At 34.5% G+C, this 21,444-nt stretch carries 19 protein-coding genes and 2 pseudogenes; 7 read left to right on the top strand and 14 right to left on the bottom strand.

The genetic code is table 11. The features are described from left to right. Positions 1–15: 15 nt before the first annotated feature. Complete coding sequence (locus OOK97_RS04470; RefSeq protein WP_253303449.1) at positions 16–972, bottom strand: IS5 family transposase; 957 nt, start codon at positions 970–972, stop codon at positions 16–18. A gap of 41 nt (positions 973–1,013) precedes the next feature. Between OOK97_RS04470 and OOK97_RS04465 the strand changes: the two genes are divergently transcribed. Next, positions 1,014–2,942, top strand: a complete 1,929-nt coding sequence (locus OOK97_RS04465) for a TomO hydrophobic C-terminal domain-containing protein (RefSeq protein ID WP_264705005.1) — start codon at positions 1,014–1,016, stop codon at positions 2,940–2,942. A 277-nt stretch (positions 2,943–3,219) separates the two neighbouring features. Here OOK97_RS04465 and OOK97_RS04460 read toward each other — a convergent pair whose 3' ends face one another. Then, positions 3,220–4,566 (bottom strand): IS110 family RNA-guided transposase, encoded by a 1,347-nt coding sequence (locus tag OOK97_RS04460; RefSeq protein WP_264705004.1) that lies wholly within the window; start codon positions 4,564–4,566, stop codon positions 3,220–3,222. A gap of 414 nt (positions 4,567–4,980) precedes the next feature. On the opposite strand from OOK97_RS04460, the gene OOK97_RS04455 reads away from it, so the two are divergent. The 4 genes from OOK97_RS04455 to OOK97_RS04440 all read left to right on the top strand — a co-directional run bounded on the left by OOK97_RS04455 (position 4,981) and on the right by OOK97_RS04440 (position 9,629). Then, complete coding sequence (locus tag OOK97_RS04455) at positions 4,981–6,534, top strand: ankyrin repeat domain-containing protein (protein ID WP_264705003.1); 1,554 nt, start codon at positions 4,981–4,983, stop codon at positions 6,532–6,534. Positions 6,535–6,679: 145 nt separating this feature from the next. After that, on the top strand, positions 6,680–7,570 hold the full coding sequence (locus OOK97_RS04450; protein ID WP_264705002.1) for a hypothetical protein: 891 nt from the start codon (positions 6,680–6,682) through the stop codon (positions 7,568–7,570). A 170-nt stretch (positions 7,571–7,740) separates the two neighbouring features. After that, positions 7,741–9,066, top strand: a complete 1,326-nt coding sequence (locus OOK97_RS04445) for an IS110 family RNA-guided transposase (RefSeq protein ID WP_172758466.1) — start codon at positions 7,741–7,743, stop codon at positions 9,064–9,066. 188 nt (positions 9,067–9,254) lie between these two features. Next, a complete protein-coding gene (locus tag OOK97_RS04440; RefSeq protein WP_406719894.1) occupies positions 9,255–9,629 on the top strand; it encodes a hypothetical protein in 375 nt (124 codons plus the stop codon). Between the two features lie 298 nt (positions 9,630–9,927). On the opposite strand, the pseudogene OOK97_RS07615 reads toward OOK97_RS04440, so the two are convergent. Further along, a pseudogene (locus tag OOK97_RS07615) lies at positions 9,928–11,021 on the bottom strand (IS3 family transposase). Between the two features lie 142 nt (positions 11,022–11,163). After that, entirely contained in the window at positions 11,164–12,684 is a 1,521-nt protein-coding gene (locus OOK97_RS04420) for an HlyD family type I secretion periplasmic adaptor subunit (protein WP_174516815.1), read from the bottom strand. Positions 12,685–12,950: 266 nt separating this feature from the next. On the opposite strand from OOK97_RS04420, the gene fabG reads away from it, so the two are divergent. Beyond that, positions 12,951–13,685: a 3-oxoacyl-[acyl-carrier-protein] reductase gene (gene fabG / locus OOK97_RS04415; protein ID WP_015589136.1), complete on the top strand. Its 735-nt coding sequence runs from the start codon at positions 12,951–12,953 to the stop codon at positions 13,683–13,685. A 100-nt stretch (positions 13,686–13,785) separates the two neighbouring features. Further along, a complete protein-coding gene (locus OOK97_RS04410) occupies positions 13,786–14,115 on the top strand; it encodes a TrbC/VirB2 family protein (RefSeq protein WP_264705000.1) in 330 nt (109 codons plus the stop codon). Between the two features lie 27 nt (positions 14,116–14,142). Here OOK97_RS04410 and OOK97_RS04405 read toward each other — a convergent pair whose 3' ends face one another. From OOK97_RS04405 to rpsM, 10 genes and pseudogenes are all read right to left on the bottom strand, one after another. After that, positions 14,143–15,423 (bottom strand): M48 family metalloprotease, encoded by a 1,281-nt coding sequence (locus tag OOK97_RS04405; RefSeq protein WP_264704999.1) that lies wholly within the window; start codon positions 15,421–15,423, stop codon positions 14,143–14,145. Positions 15,424–15,494: 71 nt separating this feature from the next. Further along, positions 15,495–16,148: a 3,4-dihydroxy-2-butanone-4-phosphate synthase gene (gene ribB / locus OOK97_RS04400; protein WP_264704998.1), complete on the bottom strand. Its 654-nt coding sequence runs from the start codon at positions 16,146–16,148 to the stop codon at positions 15,495–15,497. A 6-nt stretch (positions 16,149–16,154) separates the two neighbouring features. Further along, positions 16,155–16,649, bottom strand: coding sequence for a transcription elongation factor GreA (gene greA / locus OOK97_RS04395; protein WP_264704997.1), 495 nt, complete (start codon positions 16,647–16,649; stop codon positions 16,155–16,157). Positions 16,650–16,658: 9 nt separating this feature from the next. Continuing rightward, positions 16,659–18,200 (bottom strand): F0F1 ATP synthase subunit alpha, encoded by a 1,542-nt coding sequence (gene atpA / locus OOK97_RS04390; RefSeq protein ID WP_264704996.1) that lies wholly within the window; start codon positions 18,198–18,200, stop codon positions 16,659–16,661. Further along, complete coding sequence (atpH, locus tag OOK97_RS04385) at positions 18,197–18,757, bottom strand: ATP synthase F1 subunit delta (protein WP_264704995.1); 561 nt, start codon at positions 18,755–18,757, stop codon at positions 18,197–18,199. Before atpH ends, atpA begins: the two co-directional genes overlap by 4 nt. A 41-nt stretch (positions 18,758–18,798) precedes the next feature. Beyond that, a pseudogene (locus OOK97_RS04380) lies at positions 18,799–19,088 on the bottom strand (YraN family protein). A gap of 23 nt (positions 19,089–19,111) precedes the next feature. Next, positions 19,112–19,540, bottom strand: coding sequence for a 50S ribosomal protein L17 (gene rplQ, locus OOK97_RS04375; protein ID WP_264704994.1), 429 nt, complete (start codon positions 19,538–19,540; stop codon positions 19,112–19,114). A gap of 7 nt (positions 19,541–19,547) precedes the next feature. Beyond that, positions 19,548–20,615: a DNA-directed RNA polymerase subunit alpha gene (locus OOK97_RS04370; protein WP_264704993.1), complete on the bottom strand. Its 1,068-nt coding sequence runs from the start codon at positions 20,613–20,615 to the stop codon at positions 19,548–19,550. Between the two features lie 21 nt (positions 20,616–20,636). Then, a complete protein-coding gene (gene rpsK, locus OOK97_RS04365; RefSeq protein ID WP_065094543.1) occupies positions 20,637–21,023 on the bottom strand; it encodes a 30S ribosomal protein S11 in 387 nt (128 codons plus the stop codon). A 24-nt stretch (positions 21,024–21,047) separates the two neighbouring features. After that, positions 21,048–21,416 (bottom strand): 30S ribosomal protein S13, encoded by a 369-nt coding sequence (gene rpsM / locus OOK97_RS04360; protein WP_010962745.1) that lies wholly within the window; start codon positions 21,414–21,416, stop codon positions 21,048–21,050. Positions 21,417–21,444 lie beyond the last annotated feature (28 nt).

Here is a 21,444-nt window from a genome sequence, read left to right as displayed (position 1 = left end):
TAACGTACAATAAATTCATGAAGCTATCTCAAACTTAGCCATGCCTATTTCAGTAAATTTGTTAAGCAAATAACACTTGAGTAGCAGTTCCTTCTCACGATTAATCTCAGATTTGCTCCTAAAACTAAACCCAAATATTCGCTTCAACCTTGAGAAAAATCCTTCAATATACGATCTTTTTCCGTAATTTACTTCTTCTTTCCATCTTTTTATACCATTCTCACCATGTAATTTCATTAACTGAATAGCGGCATTTCTATCAAGCATATAATCCAATTTTGGATGCTCTGCTGCGTTGTTTTTCGGAGGAATTTTCGTTTTTATACCATATTGATTACACAGCTTATAGAGCTTTTCTCTGTCATATGCCCTATCTGCATATAGTACTTTTATGACATACTGAAAATCGACTTCTTTTAGCAAATCACAAGCTCCATAGTGATCAGAGTAGACACCGTTACTGTATTTTACAGCTATGGCTTTTTTGCTGTTTGTATTCAACATTACATGCAATTTTCTTGTCTGTTCATAGCTGCGATACTTTCTATCTTCGCTATTTTCTTTGCTATGACCAGGAGTGTTGTTGTATATACTAATTCCTGTACTGTCTATAGTAATTTCGATATCTTCCATATTATTTTTATCAATTCTGCAATCATTGATCTTAATATTGAGTTTCTTAAACCTTCTTGATGATTGTGAATAGCTGATAACTTGCAAATTTTTCCCAATTTGCTCAAGGTATCCTGCTATAAACCCAACTGTTTGCCTCAGGCCTATTCTAAATAAACAAGTTATTATGTGCACCAAAATTACAACTTTATCGCTATAAATATTGTTGCCACCTGGTATTTTTGGACCATTCTCGTACCACTTTTCTATGGCTTCGTTGATATAATGAAAAATATTTCCTCTTTTTTCTAGAAATTTGTTATATTCGCTATGGTTACTGACCCTCATTTTTTGTGGCATATTTTTTCTTTCAAGGTTAAATGGCTATTTTATAATGAATTTTGTCAGTAGCCACCAGATTTTTTCAGTTGCTATGCAACAAAGCCGACCCAGTACCATGTCTGCCACACGGTAATGCTGGTGCGCATTATAAACATGTAGGTAAACCATTAAAACTAGAAACGGATAAAGTTCTAGATTATTTAGAGCCATACTATCATAAAATTGATACCTATTATAAACTTATTCGGGAAGTAAAGCAGGAAAATTTTAAATCAGACAGCAATGCATCTAGGTATTTTTATATTTCTTACGTGCTTAGTCCATTTTACCACTTAATAAATTGTCTACTTAACTTTACATGTATAGATGGCGAGAAATTCTTTGAAGAAGTCAGGAAAGAAAATAAGGATATTAAGCTTTCTGAAATACCGATTGAATATGCCCCAAAATTAGAAGAAAAATTGAAACAAGAAGAACAAGAGTGTGATGAGCTTAATGATAAAGTAGCTCAATTGACTCAAGACAAGAGTCAACTAAAAGAAACGCTAAAGAGTACACAACAAAGCTTGAATGAAAAAACTGAGGAACTTAACAGCAAGGATCAAGAGCTGAATGATGCGAACCAAAAGCTGGAAGAGTTTAAAAATACACAAGCTCAGTTTGCGCAGGAGAAGAAAAAGCTAAATCAAGGCTTGGATGCAAAAGCTAAAGAACTTAAGAGTACAGGAGCTCAGCTTGCAGAGAAGGAGGAAAAGATTAGCAAGCTAAATAATCAAGTAACTAAATTTACTGAAGAAAGCAGTAAGCTTAAAGAGCAATATAAGAACATAAAAGTTAACCTTGAAAACAGCAAGACAGGGCTGGATAATGCAAATGAAAATATTTTAAAATTAAAAGAAGATTTGGAACAAGCAAAACAAAAGATTGATGATGCAAATCAAAAGGTTTCACAATTACAAGCTCAGTTAGAACGAGAGCAAGAGAGTGCAAAGCAAGAATTGGCTAAAATAACTAGGGAATTTGAGAGCAAAGAAGCTAACCTTGAAAACAGCAAAAAAGAGCTGGATGATAAAAATAAAGCCTTGAATGCAGAAATTCAAACATTTAAGAGCACACAAACTCAGTTGGAACAGGAGCGGGATAGTGTAAAGCAAGAATTGGTTGGCAACACTAGTGAAGTAATTCAACTTGCTCAAGAACTTGAGGAAACAAAAAAACAACTCGTAGAGGGGAAGAAAGAGCTAGATGTTGCAAAGAAAAATATTTCACAATTAGAAAAAGATCTAAAGCAAGCAAAACAGCTAGAAGGGCACCTGAGTAGTGCAAAGCGAGACTTAACTAACAAAACTGGTGAAGTAACTCAGCTCACTGAAGAAAACAACAAACTAAAGAATGAGCTAAAGCTGAAAAAGCCCAAAAATGAAAATAACGACCTGAAGACAAAGCTGCAGGAATCTGAAACCAAAAGTAAAGAACTAGAGAGTCAAGTTAAAAATCTACATGAACAACTTGAAAGCAAAAATAGGGTGGAAAGTCAAATCCAATGTTTGCAGGAACAACTTGAAGGTAAAAATAAAGAGCTGAATAGTACAAAGAAAAATGTTTCACAACTAAAGCATGAGACATTAAGTAAACAAGCAAGTATTGATTGTCTTACTAAAAAAGAAATTCAACTTTTATCAGAAAATAGTCGGCTCGCCAAAGAAAAAGATCTCAGCCTGGGTAATGAAAACAAAAAACTCTCAGCAGTAAATGCTCAAAGTAGAAAGCAAGTAATCTATGCTTCTGTTTCTTTTTTGTTATCTGTGGCATTTGCTGTTGGTGCAAGTTTAACAATGTTTCATTTAGCAATGTGTATTTCACTTGCTGTAGCTGCATTAACTTTTCTTGCAGTAGGATGTTACTGTTCGTATGAAGCAAATACAGCGCTTAGCAATGTTGAAATTGATCAAACAAACGGTATCGATCTTGCAGATGCTAAAAAATAGTTTTTAAGGTTTTAAATTATACTCGTCCCACCACTTGTACCGTTTGAACTTTCTTGTATAATAGTTTGACTATATCGCAAAACCAGCTATATTAGCCTACTTTTGCCACATTTAGGTACGAACTAATTTGCCCAACTTCGTTGCAACAATTTTACGCTTTTATTTTCACAACGCCGCTTTTATTTAAATTATTCTCACAAATATACTTACTTTTTTGCGTTTTTGGGGAAAGTCAATAATTAAAAATTTTGTGATGCTGAAGAAAGGCATGTTTCTCCTAAGAAACTCCCTCAATTAGCTCTTCCTGTTGCACCAAGATATAACCAAAAACCCGTGCCTTTTTGATCAAATTTTTCACGACTCTCTCTTTGTAACGTGTTTCGTAATAGTTCATTCCTTTTTCCACATACTCTTGTCCGTATCTCAACATTTGATAGAAGATACACGCTAATTTCCTTGCTGTAGCAGTAATTGCTTTTGGGGATCCCAGTTGCTTTTTTAATCTTCTATAATATGCACCCAATGCACTCTTACTTTTTCCCACGGCATAAGCAGCCATTCGAAATGCATTCGCAGCACGATTGATAACCTCACGAGTTCTTGTCCTAAATACTTTTTCCCCTGTAATCTTATTAGCAGGACTTAGCCCCAACCATGAAGTAAAATGCTTTTCTGATTGCCATTTACTGTAGTTAATACCAACTTCCGAAATAATAGCTTGTACAGTTAGTACATCAAATCCAGGAATTTTAGTAAAATCTATACCGGTTACTCGATACAATTCTTCACGCAAGGCAAAGTTTAGCTTATCTTTTCGATACTTACTTCTTTCCTTGCTTAACTCTCTACTCTCGTCAGATTTTGCTTCAAATGTCTTATAGTGGTTTTCAATATTTTTGTCACACTCTGCTATTTTTTCCTGATAAACATTGTATAGTTCAAATTCCTGCTGTAATGCAAATAAATGTTCCTCTCTGTAGTCACCTGTTAGTGCTTTGGCAATAGCCGATTTATCACTCTTTATTCGCACATCCCTTAATTCAGCTAATTTATTAGGATTTCTTTCACCTTCGATTATAGCCTTAATAATTTGCATTCCAGTGACACCTGTTATATGGCTTATTACTTTATGTAACTGAATATTCATTTGTACTAACGCCTTTTGCATCCTATTAATGTGTGTAGTCGCACTTTCTGTAAGATTTTTACGTTGCCGAACATAACTACGCAATATGCACATTTGATCATCTGGCCTAAACGATCCTTGGATTAACCCATAACTGTGTAGTTGTTGTAGCCATTGGCAATCCTGGACGTCTGATTTTCTCCCAGGTACATTTTTTACATGCCTTGCATTTGCCAGTTTTACTTCGAATCCATACGATTCAAGTACTTGGAACAAAGGAATCCAATATACTCCTGTTGACTCCATAGCTACTGTAGTAACTTTACACTTCTTTAACCACTTTGCTATATTGTGAAGATCTTCTGTGAAGCAGCTAAACTTTTGTACACGTTGTTCATCTCTTTCTTCAGGTATACATACATAATGCACAGATGAACCGATATCTATTCCTGCTGCGTTAGGATTCATTATCTCTAATTTACTTTTTGCTTTTTTCATGGTAGCTCCTATAATTTATAATAACGAAGCGCTTCAGCTTGGGAATGGTTAAGATTATACAATCTCCTAAACGAGGTAGTCATAAAATATGGCTCCATCAATGGTTCGAACGTTCCTCCCAAAACCATGCTATAAAACGGGCACTTATGGCACCAGTGAAACATTCGGTTATAACTGCAAAAGCACCTCCTGTACAATTGTACTTAAAAACTACTAAAACTTAAATTGGAGAGTTTCTTCCTGGTTTGACAGATTTTTCTGTTCGGTGCTATTGAATTGCACAAATATGCTCCTTCTACCGATCAAGCAGAGCAACTAAAACAATCGCTCGTAATTTTCAGGAAGACATATAAAATTCTTGACTTTTGTATCAGGCATATAATGATTAAAGCGGTTTTAAACTAAGGTAAAATTATGAATTTAAGTGAGTTGCAAGAGATATTAAGAGCAATAATACAAGATGGTGTAGATGAGAGTAATGTTATTGATAGAATAGAAAATCAGCTAAAAGAACAAGATTTTGACATAATATTTTCCGATATGGATGTAAAGACTACTTTACTGCATGTAGCTGCTTCCATGGATCGCTTAAGAATAGTTGAATATCTTGTAGGTAAAAAAAATGTTGCTATTGATTTACAAGACAAGGATGATCATACTCCCCTACACAGTGCTGTTCGCAAGAATAATTTCAGTATAGTTGAATATCTTATAAAAAATCATGCTGATCCTAATGCAAAGAACAATCACGGCTTTACTCCTTTGTACTTTGCTGCCATTAAGGGTTACTTAGACATAGTTAAATATCTTGTAAAAAACGGAGCTACTCTTGATCTACAAGACAAGGATGGTGATACTCCTTTATATGCTGCTGCTTCAAAGGGTTACTTAGATATAGTTGAATGTCTTATAAAAAAAGGAGCTAATCCGAATATGAAGAACTATCGTGGCACTACCCCCTTACATGCTGCTGTTAAAGGTGGTTACTTAGACATAGTTAAATATCTTGTAAAAAACGGAGCTACTCTTGATCTACGAAGCAAGAAGGGTGATACTCCTTTATATGCTGCTGCTTTAAGTGGTCACTTAGATATAGTTGAATGTCTTGTAGAAAACAAAGCTGCTCTTGATGTACAAGACAGGGATGATAATACTCCCTTAGACTCTGCTGCTTCAAAGGGTCACTTGAACATAGTTGAATATCTTGTAGAAAACGGAGCTCCTCTTAATCTACAAGACCCGATTGGTAGTATCACTTTATACTGTGCTGCTTCAAATGGTCACCTAAACATAGTTAAATATTTTATAGAAAAAGCTGATGTTGAGACAAAAAACAGTTATATCTACACTGCTTTCTATTTTGCTATTTCAGAAGGTTACTTAAACATAATTGAATATCTTGTAAAAAATGGAGCTGCTCTTAATGTGCAAGACTCGATTGGTAATACCCTTTTACACCATGCTGCCACTAAGGGTTACTTAAACATAGTTGAATATCTTATAAAAAACGGAGCTACTCCTGAGGCAAACTATCGTGGCACTACCCCTTTACACCATGCTGCTTTAAAGGGTCACCTAAACATAGTTAAATATTTTATAGAAAAAGCTGATGTTGAGACAAAAAACAGTTATATCTACACTGCTTTCTATTTTGCTGTTCTAGGAGGTCACTTAAACATAGTTGAATATCTTGTAAAAAACGGAGCTGCTCTTAATGTGCAAGACTCGATTGGTAATACCCCTTTACACCATGCTGCTTTAAAGGGTCACCTAAACATAGTTAAATATTTTATAGAAAAAGCTGATATTGAGACAAAAAACAGTTATATCTACACTGCTTTCTATTTTGCTGCTCTAGGAGGTCACTTAAACATAGTTGAATATCTTGTAAAAAACGGAGCTGCTCTTAATGTGCAAGACTCGATTGGTAATACCCCTTTACACCATGCTGTTTTAAACAAGCACTGATTACAATGATCTCATCTCTTCACTTCTGGATAGTGGAGCTAGATCTGATATATGTGATAAACAAGGAAAGACCCCTCTAGACATAGCAATTGATAATTGTAACTACTATGCTGAAGGTTATCTTTTAACTGAGGATCACAAAAGGTTGCAGCAAGAATTAGACTGTATTCTTGGTGGTGTTGACAAAGATAACCCTTCTTCTCTAAGTAAAGGTCTTACTGTATTAGAAAAGTTTTTGAATGAACGCAAGGGTACTCAAGACTTAAAGAGAGTTTTAAGCCTTCATAACAATAAAGGGAAGTTACGAATCTTTCAATATATCAGAAATGTTTTTCATAGTGATGAAACTTGTTGTAAAGAAGCAGAAAGATTGTTGCTGGCAGCAGGAATAAAAGATTTCAAAGGGTTAGATAGTGAAAAGCATCTGCTTAAATCTAGGACTCTATGGGATAATTTAATACTAGACCAGCAGGCAAAGTTAGAAGTGTTTTTAGATGAAGTAGGTAAAGCGCAAGACATGAATCAATTAGAACAAGTTGTAAACGAAGCTATAAAGTCTGGAATAAGGTTTAATTTTCCTCATCAAGGAAAGCTATATGGAAAGATGTATGAAGATAAGTATAACTTTATGGATTGTGTGATGAAAAGAATAAAAGAGATTAGTGAATTAGAAAAGAACTCCAAGGTTGCTAGTGATATAATATGTAAATTAGTATCAAAAGGAGCGGTGTGGTATGTTGTAGATAGTATGTATGTGCTCAATACACTGGAATTAGAATTTGAAGATCATGAAACTAATATGATAAAAGCTCATGGAAGTTGTGCAAATCTTACTCTCAAGTTTATGGAAGTTGTTAGAGGTGCAACTAATGGTAAGTTAAAAGATGCAAAAATGGACAACTCTACTTTCTACTTAGAGTATTCAGAGGATAGCGCCGGACAGATAAAACCTGTCAAACCAAAAAGAAACTTCCTAGCTGAGTGTGTGGCAAATTTTATATATAATTTTGTAGAGAAGAGCTTTTTGCAGTTATAGCCGAACTGTGCAATGGTGCCTTAAGTGCCCGTAGAATAGCGTGGCTTTGGAGGAACGGTCAAACCACTGATGGAGCCTTTTGGGCTACCTCGATTAGAAGAATGTATAACTCAACCGTCCCAAGCTTAAGCACTTCTCAACTATGGATTATTATATAATGGAGATTAAAAATGGCAAAGGTCAAAAGTAAATTAGAGATAACGAATCCTAATGCAGCAGGAATCGATGTTGGCTCGGCTGTACATTATGTATGTGTACCCGAAGGAAGCGATGAACAACGTATACAAAAATTTAGCTGCTTTACGGAAGATCTCTACAACATAGCAAAATGGTTGAAAAAATGTAAAGTTAATACAGTAGCCATGGAGTCAACAGGAGTGTACTGGATTCCTTTGTTTCAAGTACTTGAATCACACGGATTTGAAGTAAAACTGGTAAACGCAAAACATGTTAAAAATGTACCTGGGAGAAAATCAGATGTGCAAGATTGTCAATGGATTCAACAACTACACAGTTACGGGTTACTCCAAGGGTCATTTAGGCCAGATGATCAAATGTGTGTATTGCGTAGTTATGTTCGGCAACGTAAAAATTTAATTGAAAATGCTTCTACACATACTTTGCGTATGCAAAAAGCGCTAACACAAATGAATATTCAACTACATAGAGTTATAAGCGATACAACTGGTGTAACTGGAATGCAAATTATTAAAGCAATAATAGATGGTGAGAGTAATCCTGAAAAATTGGCTGAACTAAGAGATGGACGAATAAAAAGTGATAAATCTGTTATTGCAAAAGCATTAGCAGGAAACTATAGAAAAGAACACCTATTTACATTAAAGCAAGAATTTGAGCTATATAATATTTATCAGGAAAAAGTAGCAGAATGTGACAGGAGCATTGAAGAATATTATAAAACATTTGAGACAAAGTCTGATGAGAGTAAAAAGTTAGGTGAAGAGAAAAATAAGCATAGAAAAAGTAAACCAAACTTTGCTTTGCATGAAGAATTATATCGAGTAACTGGTATAGATTTTACCAAAATTCCTGGATTGGATATACTAACTGTACAAACTATCATTTCGGAAGTTGGTGTTAACTATAATAAATGGCGATCAGAGAAGCATTTTACTTCGTGGTTGGGGCTAAGCCCTGCTAATAAAATTACAGGGGAAAAAGTGTTTAGCACAAGAACACGTAAAGTCATTAATCGTGCCGCGAATGCATTTCGAATGGCTGCTCACTGTGTATCAAGAAGCAATAGCGGAATAGGTGCATATTGTAGAAGGTTAAAAAAAAGACTAGGTGCACCAAAAGCGATTACTGCTACGGCAAGGAAATTAGCATGTATCTTTTATAGTATGTTGAAGTATGGACAAGAATATGTAGAAAGAGGTATGGACTATTATGAAACACGTTACAAAGAGAGGGTTGTAAAAAATTTAATCAAAAAGGCACAGGAATTCGGTTATATCTTAGTTCAACAGGAATAACTAATGGGAAGTTTCTTAGAAGCATAATAGATGTCGCAAAGATAACAGATGGGGCAAGGAGCTTAGGGTTAACTCAAGGAAAAATAGAATACGGAAGAGATATAGTAAAGATCGGTAAAAGTGAGGTAGAAATTATAACGGAAAATGGCATAAGGCATTACACTAATCTTGCAGACAATAGTAATATAGTGTTAACTTTCTCTACTAGTTTAGGAGAATTAGAAGTTAATTTGTACCCTGACAAGCAAGATAAAATAATAGTAGAAGTTAGTAACAAAAAGGAAATACTGGAAAAGTTCAAAAATTGTAAAGAAGAATTAGGTGAGAATTGCTCGCTTGGTGGATATTGGGTCTACGATGCTATTAAACAGGGATATTTTGAAAGGTCTGGAAAACTTTGTCAATCTTTTGAAACAATTAGTCTATCTAAAAAAGTCTCAGAAGGAGTCAAAGCAGCGGTAAAAGGTTTAAAGTGTGGTGATATAGTGAGTTCTTCATCCAGTAATATATTTCCTCCAAAAGCGATTATGCAGGAAGGTAAAGCAAGAGTACCAGGAGCATGAACTCAAAGTTGCTTAGGGTCAAGTTTTGAGTATTTTACTAAAATAGCTTTAACATTTTTTGGGGAATGTTTTAAATCCTATGGTGATGTTAAGTTAATAGCTTAAGAGATATTCTAAAGGAGTTATCTTATTTAAAAAATTACTTGGACGCTTATAGTTTTTTGAGCATAGCCTTTCATGTTAGATTCAAAGAAGACTGAATAGGCTGCTCCACACTTTCTACTTTCTCGAGCTTGGTGTTGGGCTTAAAGGTATTGACCTTACCCAGAAAAAGTGGAGAGAAAGTTTGGAATGTTTTTCACAAAGAGAATGATGAATCAAAATGCTCAGGAATGCAATAGTTAATAGTGACGTTGTTTGTTATAAAAAATTTCTATGTATTCAAATATTGCAGTTCTAGTTTGTTGAGCAGAGTGTTGTGAAGTATCAATAAGTATTTCTCTTTTCAATGAGCTAAAGAAGCTTTCCACAACAGAATTGTCGTAACAACAACCTTTATGACTCATCTATGTTTTTTATGGATAAGAGATATTGATAACCTTGCGAAGTATATTGTGAACCTTGATCACTATGTAATAGTAGATTTTTGGCAGGTTTACGCTTGTTAACGGCCATTAATAAAGAGTCCATAACCAATTGTTTATTTATTGAACTGCTCATTAACTACCATGCGTGAATATAGATCGATTATTGTTGCCAAATATAGCCATCCTTCTTTGGTTTTTATATAAGTAATCCCATACTTTATTTGGTTGATCGACAATAAAGTTTTGGTCTAATATATTGGGAGCTACTGTCCGTTTGTTGTTTCTTAATTTTAAATTTTCTTCTCAATATAGCCTGAATACCATTTTTCTGCATAATACTTTGCACTGTTTTTAAGTTGCAACTTTTACCCAAAGCCTTTAATTCAGCATGAATTTTAGGAGCTCCATATCTACATTTAGAAGCTTGATATATTTTTTGAATATCTGCTAATAACTCTTTATTTGCTGATTCTCTACTGCTTATTTTCCTTGTAGTCCACTTATAGTAGCCACTAGCAGAAAACCCTACATAATTCCTGCACTTTATAGTGTTTACTATGCTCTTTTATGAAAAAATATTTTACTCTTTTTGACTGGCCAGGGCTTTTTTTAAAATGTCTCTTTCTCTTGTTACTTTTGCTAACTCTTTCTGTAAATCAAATCTCTCTTTGTCATAAGGTGCTACATCTGGAAATGCATTTGCCGCTGACTTTTTTTCGTTATATTTCTTCATCCATTTTCCTAATACACTATCCCTTATTCCTAGATCTCTTGCTACTTTTGCAACTGGTTGAACTACCTTTCTTTGTTCATTTGCCAGCTTAACAGCTTCCAATTTAAATTCTGCCGTATATTCTCTTGCCATTTCTAATCCTCCAAAATTTTATTTTACCCGAAAAAACTCCTTTCTTTCTCTCCACTTTTTCTGGGTAAGGTCAAGAAGCCTATTGTCTAATTATGTACCTAAATTTTATTACGGCACTTTCACTACTACTTTAACGAGTGAGCTACCTTTCTATAAAAGACCTATCGACTGTTGCAATTATAGGCGTAAACAAGAATGATAAAAGAGTACGAGATTGAGTAACTATGTACACTTCTGCTGGCATACCAGGGTATAGGTATACGTTTTTAAACTGAGCAAGCTCTGGTTTTGGTATCACTACACGTACTGAATAATAACGCCCTAGCCTTGGATCATCAAGGGCATCGGGAGAAATATTGCTTACTATACCATTAATTAAACTTAAACGACGTGCACTGTAAGCACTTAAACGAACTTTAACCTTTAGCCCTTCTAGCCCATCAATAGAGACTATATTGCTATCTTTCTTTTGTGCTGACAGTATCTCTTCTATGTTTCTGGTCTGAATTTTAGCATCTATTATTAGGTCATCATCCGATGGCACTACGCTCATGATCGGAACTCCAGATTGTATAACACCACCTTCAGTATGGTATCTTATATCTGTGACTATCCCATCTTGAGGCGATTTAATTATTGTACGTGCTAATGAATCTTCAGCAACCATCAGTCTCTCTTTCAAGTCTGCAATAGACGTACTAACTTCCTTAAGTTCAGCGTTTGCTCTTTCTTGAGAATCATTTCTCACGTTTATAATTTCTAATTCGTTCTCTCCAATTTTTTGCTGCACTTGAGATATTGCAGAACGGTAATGTCCAACTCTGCCTTCAATTTCAGCAAACTGCTTTTCTAAAGCTAAAATGTGTGGTTTGCTTATATGGCCACTATCAAGTAATTGTCTTTTTGTTTCCAACTCCTCAGTTATCAAGTCATATTGCTTATGAGCTGCATTTAGTTGAAAGTTTAGCCCCGCTAATTCATCATTTAACTGCTTTATACGTTGTTGCAGTATGTCTGTTTTTCCCAATATGCTCTTTCTCTGAGAGTTGAACAACTTTACTTGATTCTTTATCGCTTTATTTACAAGTTCATCGTGAGATAATTTTTTAACCTCATCAGGAAACTCGAGCGTGTCCAAATCTACTCTGATTGCAAGAAGCCTTGCTTCTGTTGCTAAAAATGATAAGAGCTTCTCTTTGATGATACTTAAATTCGCCTTCTCGTTAACATCACTCAACAAAACTAGAGGCTCATCTTTTTTAACTGCTTGACCCTCTTTTACTAAAATTTTGCTTATTATTCCTCCGCCCAAGTGTTGAACTATTTTTCTATTTGAAGATACAATAACTTCTCCACTTGCATGCACCGCACCGTCAATTGGAGCTATAGCCGACCAAATACCACCTATCCCAAAAAAGATGAGTATTACTACCAGACCAAAAAATAGTGGTCCCCATGTTACTTTCAGGACTTCATTTACGTTATTACTTTCGCGTTTTAAAATAAAATTTATCACTGCATCAATCAATGCAAACGTCTTATCCAAAAATTTTGGGTACTTCTTCTTTTTATTTTTTGCTCCTTGCATATTTATATTATCACCATGGCCAATCAAGCCTGTCAAAGAAAATCCAGCGCTAAGCTTTTTTAACTTACTTATCATAATACTACTGTGAATTTGTGTTAACTCAAGATAACACACAAAAACAAAGAATCTATAATTTAAGCATTCCATTTAGACTGTAGAGCACCAGAATAAACTATTTAGTAACAATTCCTGCATCAACTATGTTTTTAAAATTTTTTGACGTTTAACTTTATTATAACTTTTTCTTTATTTTGTGAATATCTGAGTTACTTATATTATGTAAGAAATCTATTGCCAACTAGTCAATATTCTGTTATGAATTAAGATAATATAAAGTTATTATGCTTAAATTGGAAAGCAGAAAGTTCCTGATTACTGGCGCATCAGGCGGAATAGGGCAAGCAATTGTAAAAATTATGCACAAAGCCGGAGCAACTTTATGTATTTCTGGCACAAAAAAAGAAGTGCTCGAAGAAGTTGCTAAACAATATGAAAAAAATATGCACGTACTCCCTTGTGATTTATCAAATGCTGAGGAAGTAAATCAACTAATAAATAGAGCAAGTGAGCTGATGGAAGGCTTTGACGGGCTCGTATGCAATGCGGGTATTACGCGAGACAGTTTATTATTGAGAATGACAGATGAAGCATGGCAAAAAGTAATTGATATTAACTTGAGCTCTACATTTAAGCTGAGTAGAGAAGCATGCAGAAAACTAATTAAGAATAATTGGGGAAGAATTATAAATATTTCCTCAATAATAGGGCTGACAGGAAACGCCGGGCAAGCAAATTATGCGGCGTCTAAAGCTGGAATAATAGCTATGAGCAAATCTATAGCAAAAGAAGTTGCAAGTCGTAATATAACAGTAAATTGTATTGCTCCTGGATTTATAGATACTAAAATGACTGAAGTTTTAAATGAAGGACAAAAGGGAAAAATATTAGATAATATTCCAATGAAAAGAATGGGAACAGGGGAAGAAATAGCAGCAGGGGTCTTGTTTTTAGCAAGTGATGAAGCAAAATATATAACAGGGCATGTGCTCAATATTAATGGTGGGTTATTTATGTAGCAACACTTATGTATGGACAAATTATAATTTTTACTTTAAAATAAAAAATGTGTAGGTGTAGGTTTAGGTTTACGTTAATTTATTACTTAGAGGCAAAAAAATGAGCTCTATAATGGAATTTTTTAGTGTTTTTTGCGTAGTATTGCTTTTCTCTTTCTCAGGTTATGCAGCTGAACCTGATATGGATGACACAACTAAAGTAATATGCAATATTATTGGTTATGTTTGGGGGATAGGCGGTCCACTTATGACGGTAGTAATAATTGGTGCAGCTTTGCTTGCAATATTTGGCAGGATGCCTTGGCCTGCTCTTTTTGCTCTAGGCGTGTTTTGTGCTGTATTTTTTGGCGCTAAAACTATCATAACGAAAATTATGCCCAACGTAAGCGATGAAGCAAAAACTATGTTGGAAAAGTGTGGACAAAAATAACCCAAAAAGTGCAGAAATGCTTTTTTGTTACCCATTAAATTGCTTCATATCTTCAATTTGCAACAAGTAAGGGCTATTCTTTGGTAGAGTTTTAACAGCTAACTCAGCGTACTTCATAAATTGCTTTGAATTACCTTCAATACAAGCCTTTTTTGTCAAAGCAAAATAATGCATTGCCGTATCAGCGTCACATTTATATGCAATGCTTAAATATTTCCAGACAAAAGCGTTATTTGGTTCTACATTCAAAATCTGCTCCAGGTAAAAAATCGCCTTTTTTGCATCACCGTGTAATAATAAAGTATGAGATAATGCAAGTTTCACTAAATAACTGTTTTTCTCAGATAAATACCTAAGCGATTCTTCATACATTTTTATTGCTTCACTTAAGTTTCCAGCTTTGTATAGCATTTCTGCTTTTAATTCATATAGGTATGGGTCATTGCGTGACTCTTGAATCAATGAATTCATTTTAGCAATAGCCTCTTCTATCTTTCCTTGCCTATAGCAAACTATAGCATTTACATACTCAGAATTATTTTCATATTTATTAGATAACACATGAATAGGAGCAAAGAAAGAGTCTAGCTTTGCAACCACACGCTCAAACTTTAGTAACTTATCCGCAAAAATTGGTTTTACGTTGTTTTTGACCTTATAATTCTGTACAGCAAATATACGTTTCTCACTAAGTGGGTGAGTGCGGAAATATTCCTCGGTGTTTTCATGCTCAATACTTTTAAAATAATCAAAAATCTCTTTCATACCTGAATTATCATAGCTAGATTCATCAAGGTACCTTAAAGCATAGCTATCTGCTACACTTTCTTGCTCTTGAGAATAGTTAAAAAATAGCCTTGAACTGAATGCTACACCACTAAGCAAAATTGCACCAGCAACCTGAGGGTTAATGATAATACTAGAAACTAATCCTACCATATAACTAATCATTGCTATCGATTGAAAATAACCCATAGCACTACTCATTTGCAATATATGACCAGCAGATATGTGAGCAATCTCATGTGCTAATATACCAAGCAGGACATAAGGTTTAGCCGAATATCGTAAAAGCCCTAAATGAATGAAGATACTGTTATTGTTAATTACAAAAGCATTAATCGAATTGTCATTAATTATAAAAACTTTTATTCGGTCACTATCAATGTTTGCAGCGAAAAATAAAGGTTGCGCTAGCTCTTTCACTATTGCTTCCACTTCACTATCTCTAATAATGTTAATAGAGTAAGCATTATTATAATATGCAAAAAAGAACAATAAGGTCAAAAACTTAGCAATTCTAAACATGAAAATTCTGTGCTTGTATAATTCATAGGAATTCTATATTTTAACACTTAAATTATACAAATTTATAAACGCTAGTTTAATTTTTTAACGTAACTGATAAGTTTGTCGATGGTAGTTAACTTAATTTTATGTTGTTCAGCAAATTTAAGCAACTGAGGTAAGCGCATCATAGAGCCATCATCATTCACTAATTCACACCCTACAGCTGCATGATTAAGACCAACCAACTTTGCTATTTCAACACTTGCTTCAGTGTGACCATTACGTGCTAAAACCCCGCCTTCATTTGCAATAATAGGGAAAACATGCCCTGGAGTAATAATATCGTCCTTAGTACTCTTTTCATCAATGGCGGTAAGTATCGTATGTGTTCTATCATAAGCAGAAACACCTGTTGTGATACCATAACGTGCATCAATTGATGTAGTAAATGCAGTATGAGGAGCAACCTTTTCGTCTACATTACTTCTCTCCATAAACTCAAGATCTAGTTTACTCATATGAAGCTCTGTCATGGCTAAAAATACAATACCAGTACCGTATCTAACCATAAAAGCCATATGTTCCGGCTTTATTTTCTCAGCTAAGACAATCAAATCACCTTCATTCTCTCTACTTTCATCATCAACTAAAATGAATAATTTACCGGAACGAGCATCCTCTAATACATCTTCCACAGAAGAAACACCGGGTAGATTCATTGAAGCATAAGTGGCCTGTACCATAATAATTTACTTAAATTCAATCTTAACTATTTTATACAATTTCTCTCCATTTGGCACTGTCACTTCCACATACTCACCGACTTTTTTGCCGATTAAGGCACTCCCGAGTGGTGAACTAGTAGATATTAACTGCTTTGAAACATCAGCTTCATATTCGCCTACAACCTTATAAACATATTCCACTTCACCGTTATTATCACTTAACATGCTTAATGTCACAGTTGCACCAAATATTACTGAATCACCAGACAAATTTTTTACTTCTATTACTTCCGCATGTGAGAGCTTACTTTCTATCTCCATTATACGGCCTTCAATAAAACCTAACCTTTCCCGTGCAGCATGATACTCTGCGTTTTCAGACAAATCACCTTGATCACGAGCATCAGAAATAGCCTGTATCACAGAAGGTTTTTCTTCCTTTAATTTTTCAAGTTCGGCTTGCATATTCTCAAAACCTTCCCTCGTCATAGGAAATTTATTAATAATGGATGAAGCCATAATTACCACCTAAACGCAATTAAATTGAGTAACAAAATTACTCACAATATTAAAAATATCATCTTTTATATTACCATTCATGTCATTTGACAACTTTTTTAAAACCCCACGGTGTACAGTACGAAAATAATTAATAAGATCATGTTCAAATTTATTAACGTTACTTATTTGTATTTTACTTAACTGATTATATAGACTAGAAAAAATATACATCAGCACTACTTGCTCTTCTATTGGCATAGGTAAATGTTGTTTTTGCTTTAATAACTCAACAAGATATTTACCCTTATTCAAGGATAATTGAACACTAGCATCAAGATCAGAACCAAATTTTGCAAAATCTTCTAATTCTCTATACTGAGCTAAGCTTAGCTTTATAGAACCAGCAACTTTTTTCACAGACTTTAATTGTGCAGCAGAACCAACCCGTGAAACTGACAAACCTATATTTACTGCAGGTCGAAATCCTTTATAAAATAATTCAGACTCAAGAAAGATCTGCCCATCGGTAATTGAAATAACATTTGTTGGCACATATGCAGATACATCACCAGCTTGAGTTTCGACAATTGGCAAAGCAGTTAAAGACCCCTGCCCTTTTTTATCAGACATTTTAGCAGCTCTTTCAAGCAAGCGAGAATGTACATAGAATATATCTCCAGGGTAAGCTTCACGACCAGGAGGACGTCTGAGCAATAAAGACATCTGCCTATATGCTACAGCATGCTTAGATAAATCATCATATACAATCAAACAATGCATTCCATTGTCACGAAAAAATTCCCCAATAGTGCAACCAGCATAAGGTGCTAAAAATTGCATAGGCGCGCAGTCAGATGCACTAGCCACAACTACAGTTGTATACTCTAATGCTCCACTTTCTTTTAGCTTATTTACCACTTTTGCTACTGTTGAAATTTTTTGTCCAATAGCAACATAAACACAGTAAACTTTTTGATTTTCATCTACTTCATCATTAATCTTCTTCTGATTTATAATAGTATCAAGCGCAATAGTAGTTTTACCAATTTGTCTATCGCCAATAATTAATTCACGTTGCCCTCTACCTATTGGAATTAGCAAATCTATAATTTTAATTCCTGTTTGCAACGGTTCATGCACAGATTTACGATCAATAATACCTGGCGCTTTGGATTCTATATCCATCCTATTTTTAGTTCTAATTTCTCCGCAACCATCTATAGGCTGACCTAATGCATTTACAACTCTTCCTAATAATTCATGCCCTACAGGCACCTGCACAACATTACCACTACATTTTACAACGTCCCCTTCTTTCACATCACGGTCATTACCAAGCACAACTATTCCAGCCGTATCATGATCTAAATCAAGAACTATTCCTTCTACACCGCTTGCAAAAAATACCTTTTCACCGAATTTTGCTTTTTCCAGTCCATAAACCAATGCAATACCATCTGTTACTGAAATTACTTCACCTATATTTTCCCGCTTTATAGGATTATCAAACGTCTCAACTTTTTCCCTTATTACACTTGCTATCTCAGAAACATTCATACTGTTCTTCATACAAAATTCCTTACTTTCAATATTTCCATTTTACTTAAGTCAACTAACCTATCCAAGTAACTTTTTAGCGAAGCATCGATCAAATTAAAACCATACCTAACTACGAAGCCACCTAGTATAGAAGGGTCAACCACATTGCTTACTTTTATTATTTTACCAAGAAAGCTCAAAGATTCAGTAATTATTTTTATATCAGATTCCTTTAAAGTTTCTGCTGACTTTATAGTAATCTCGAATTCATTTTCATTTTTTCTTGCAAGACTTAAGAATTTTTCTAATATAAAGATCAATAAACTAGAGCGTTTATTTGCAAATATAACCATAATAAATTTTACTAAATTCTCACTCAAGTGCTCATTTATAGAAAGTATCACTTTTTTTTTGTGTGCAAAAGAAATCATAGGATGGGATAGGTACACAAAAACGTCACGTTGATCCTTAAAAAAAGCCAACAAAAATTCTACTTCTTTCCTTATAATACCTAACCTGCTTCCTGAGACATGAAACAGCACTCTAGCGTAAGATGAAACTAAATTATTGTATTGGGTCTTTTTCATATTAAATCCAGTAAATCTAAATTAATTCAGCTATAAATCTTTCATTCTTCAATCCAAGCATTTTTTATATAAACAGTTCTTCTCTTTAAGGAAAGAAAATATAAATCATATCTGACTGACATTGAAGATGAGATATCGGTATTTCTTTTCCAAGTAAACTTGTTTTAACTTCTATAAAAATCAGCTCCTTTTTTTTAGATACAATTAAGTCAATTTCACCGAACTTACAACGGTAACGGCGTTTTATAACATTATACCATTTCAGCCTTAAATACGCTAAAATTAACAATTCGCCAAAGTAACCTATAAAGTAGCGTAACCTACTTACCATAAGAAGAACAATTATGATAATAATTAACTTTGTATAACTACTTTGCCTCCTTCTCTATTTTTACTATAAACCTTACCTCTTGCTGCAACATCCCTATCAACCAGTTCTATCACTGCCATTGAAGCACAATCACCCTTTCGAGTGCTAAATTTTATTATTCTAGAATACCCACCTTTACGATCTTGATAACGGCTGGCTAAGACGTTTAATAACTTATCAACTGCTAACTTACTATTATGAAGGCGTGAAAGCAAAAGTCTTCTACCATGTAAAGTATTCTTATTCTTAGCAATTGTAATAAACTTTTCGACATATGGACGAAGTTCCTTAGCTTTTGGTAAAGTAGTTACAATCTGCTCATGGTTAATTAATGAGATAGACAGATTCTTTAACATCGATAATCTATGTTCAGTACAAAGAGATAGTTTACGTTTTTTTATTCCATGTTTCATATATCACCTAATCTTCATCAGTATGTTGTTTAGCCAACTCATCTATATCTTTAGGCGGCCAGTTTAGCACATTCATACCCAAAGACAAGCCAAAATTAACCAAAACTGCCTTAATCTCATTCAAAGACTTTCTGCCAAAATTAGCAGTTCTTAACATTTCACCTTCTGTCTTCTGCACAAGATCACCTATATAAGTGATGTTTTCGTTTTTCAGACAGTTATGAGACCTGACAGATAATTCCATTTCATCTACCTTACGCAATAAGACAGGGTCATAACCCAAGTCTTTAGCACCACTAGATGAAGAAACTTGCGATTTTTTATAACTCACATCAGAACTAATAAAGGGCTGAAGTTGCTCCTGTAATATTCTTGCAGCAAAGTCAACAGCTTGACTCGGAGAGATTGTACCATCAGTTTCAATTGACAATATCAGCTTATCCTTATCAGTAACTTGGCCAACACGACTGTTCTCTACCTTGTACGAAACCCTGTTGACAGGGCTATACAAAGCATTAACTGGAATAAAACCTATTAAATCCTGTTCGCTCATAAGCTTCACAAGTTCATTTTCTTTATATTTAGTTACAGGAAGATAACCTTTTCCGCTAGCCACATATATGGTCATGTTAAGCTCCACATTTTGCCCCAGCGTACATATTAACAAATCTTTATTAACAATAGAGCATTGATCATCAGTTTCTATCATCCCAGCTAATACCTGGCAAGGCCCTTTAGCGTTTAAATTTAAGCATTTATTAGAAGCACCATTTAATTTACACCTCAACATACCCATATTTAATACTATATCAGTTACGTCTTCTCTCACCCCTTGAATTGAAGTGAACTCATGAGTTACACCTTCAATTTTTATTCCATAAACAGCACTACCTTTAAGAGAAGATAACATTACACGTCTTAATGCATTACCTAATGTTAAAGCAAAACCACTTTCCAACGGTTCTAGCACTATATCACTTTTTTCACTTGAATCATCTGATATTACCTTAACTGAACTAGGTTTAATCAATTTATCTAAATCGCTACAGAGAGAAACATCATTATTATAATACATAAAACAACCTTTTCAAATATCCTATACTCTTCTTTTTTTTCTTAACCTGCACCCATTATGAGGAATTGCGGTTTTATCTGCAATTGAAGTCACAGTCAACCCACAGCTCTGAAGTGCTTTAACCGCAGCTTCGGTACCAAAGCCAGGACCGCGAATTATTACAGAGACAACCTTCATACCAAATCTCTCCATTGCGTTCTTCGCAGCAGACTCCGCAGCCTTACCTGCAGCATAAGGTGTGGATTTTCTCGAACCTGAAAAACCACATGCACCCACAGAAGTTTGACATAGCGTATTACCATGAACATCAGTTACATTTACAAAAGTATTATTAAAAGTTGCACGAATATGGACAACACCAGTAATAAACTCCTTCTTACTCTTACCAACCGTTTTGACTTTTTTCATTAAAACTCACAATAATAATAAATTTTATTTTTTCCCAGCAATAGGCAACCGAGATCTACCTTTACGAGTCTTAGCATTAGTATGAGTCCTTTGCCCTCTCACAGGTAAACCTTTTCTATGCCTCACCCCTCTATAGCATCCCATTTCCACTAAAGATTTTATGTTCATAGCCACTTCTTTTCTGAGCTCACCTTCTATAACATAATTTTGTCTAATGAAACCGCTGATCTTTTCTATATCTTCATCTCGTAATTCTGAAACACGTTTGCGCTTATCAACTTCGCAAGCGTGACAAATTACATTCGCAGTAGCAATACCTATACCATATATATAAGTTAATGCAAAAGGAACACATTTCCTCACTGGAATATTTATGCCTGCAATACGTGCCACTGGTACCTCGATACTTTATTAATAACAA

It is taken from the genome of Wolbachia endosymbiont (group A) of Gymnosoma rotundatum, assembly GCF_947250765.1.
GTDB classification, from domain to species: domain Bacteria; phylum Pseudomonadota; class Alphaproteobacteria; order Rickettsiales; family Anaplasmataceae; genus Wolbachia; species Wolbachia pipientis.
This window is presented reverse-complemented; position numbering and strand designations above follow the sequence as displayed.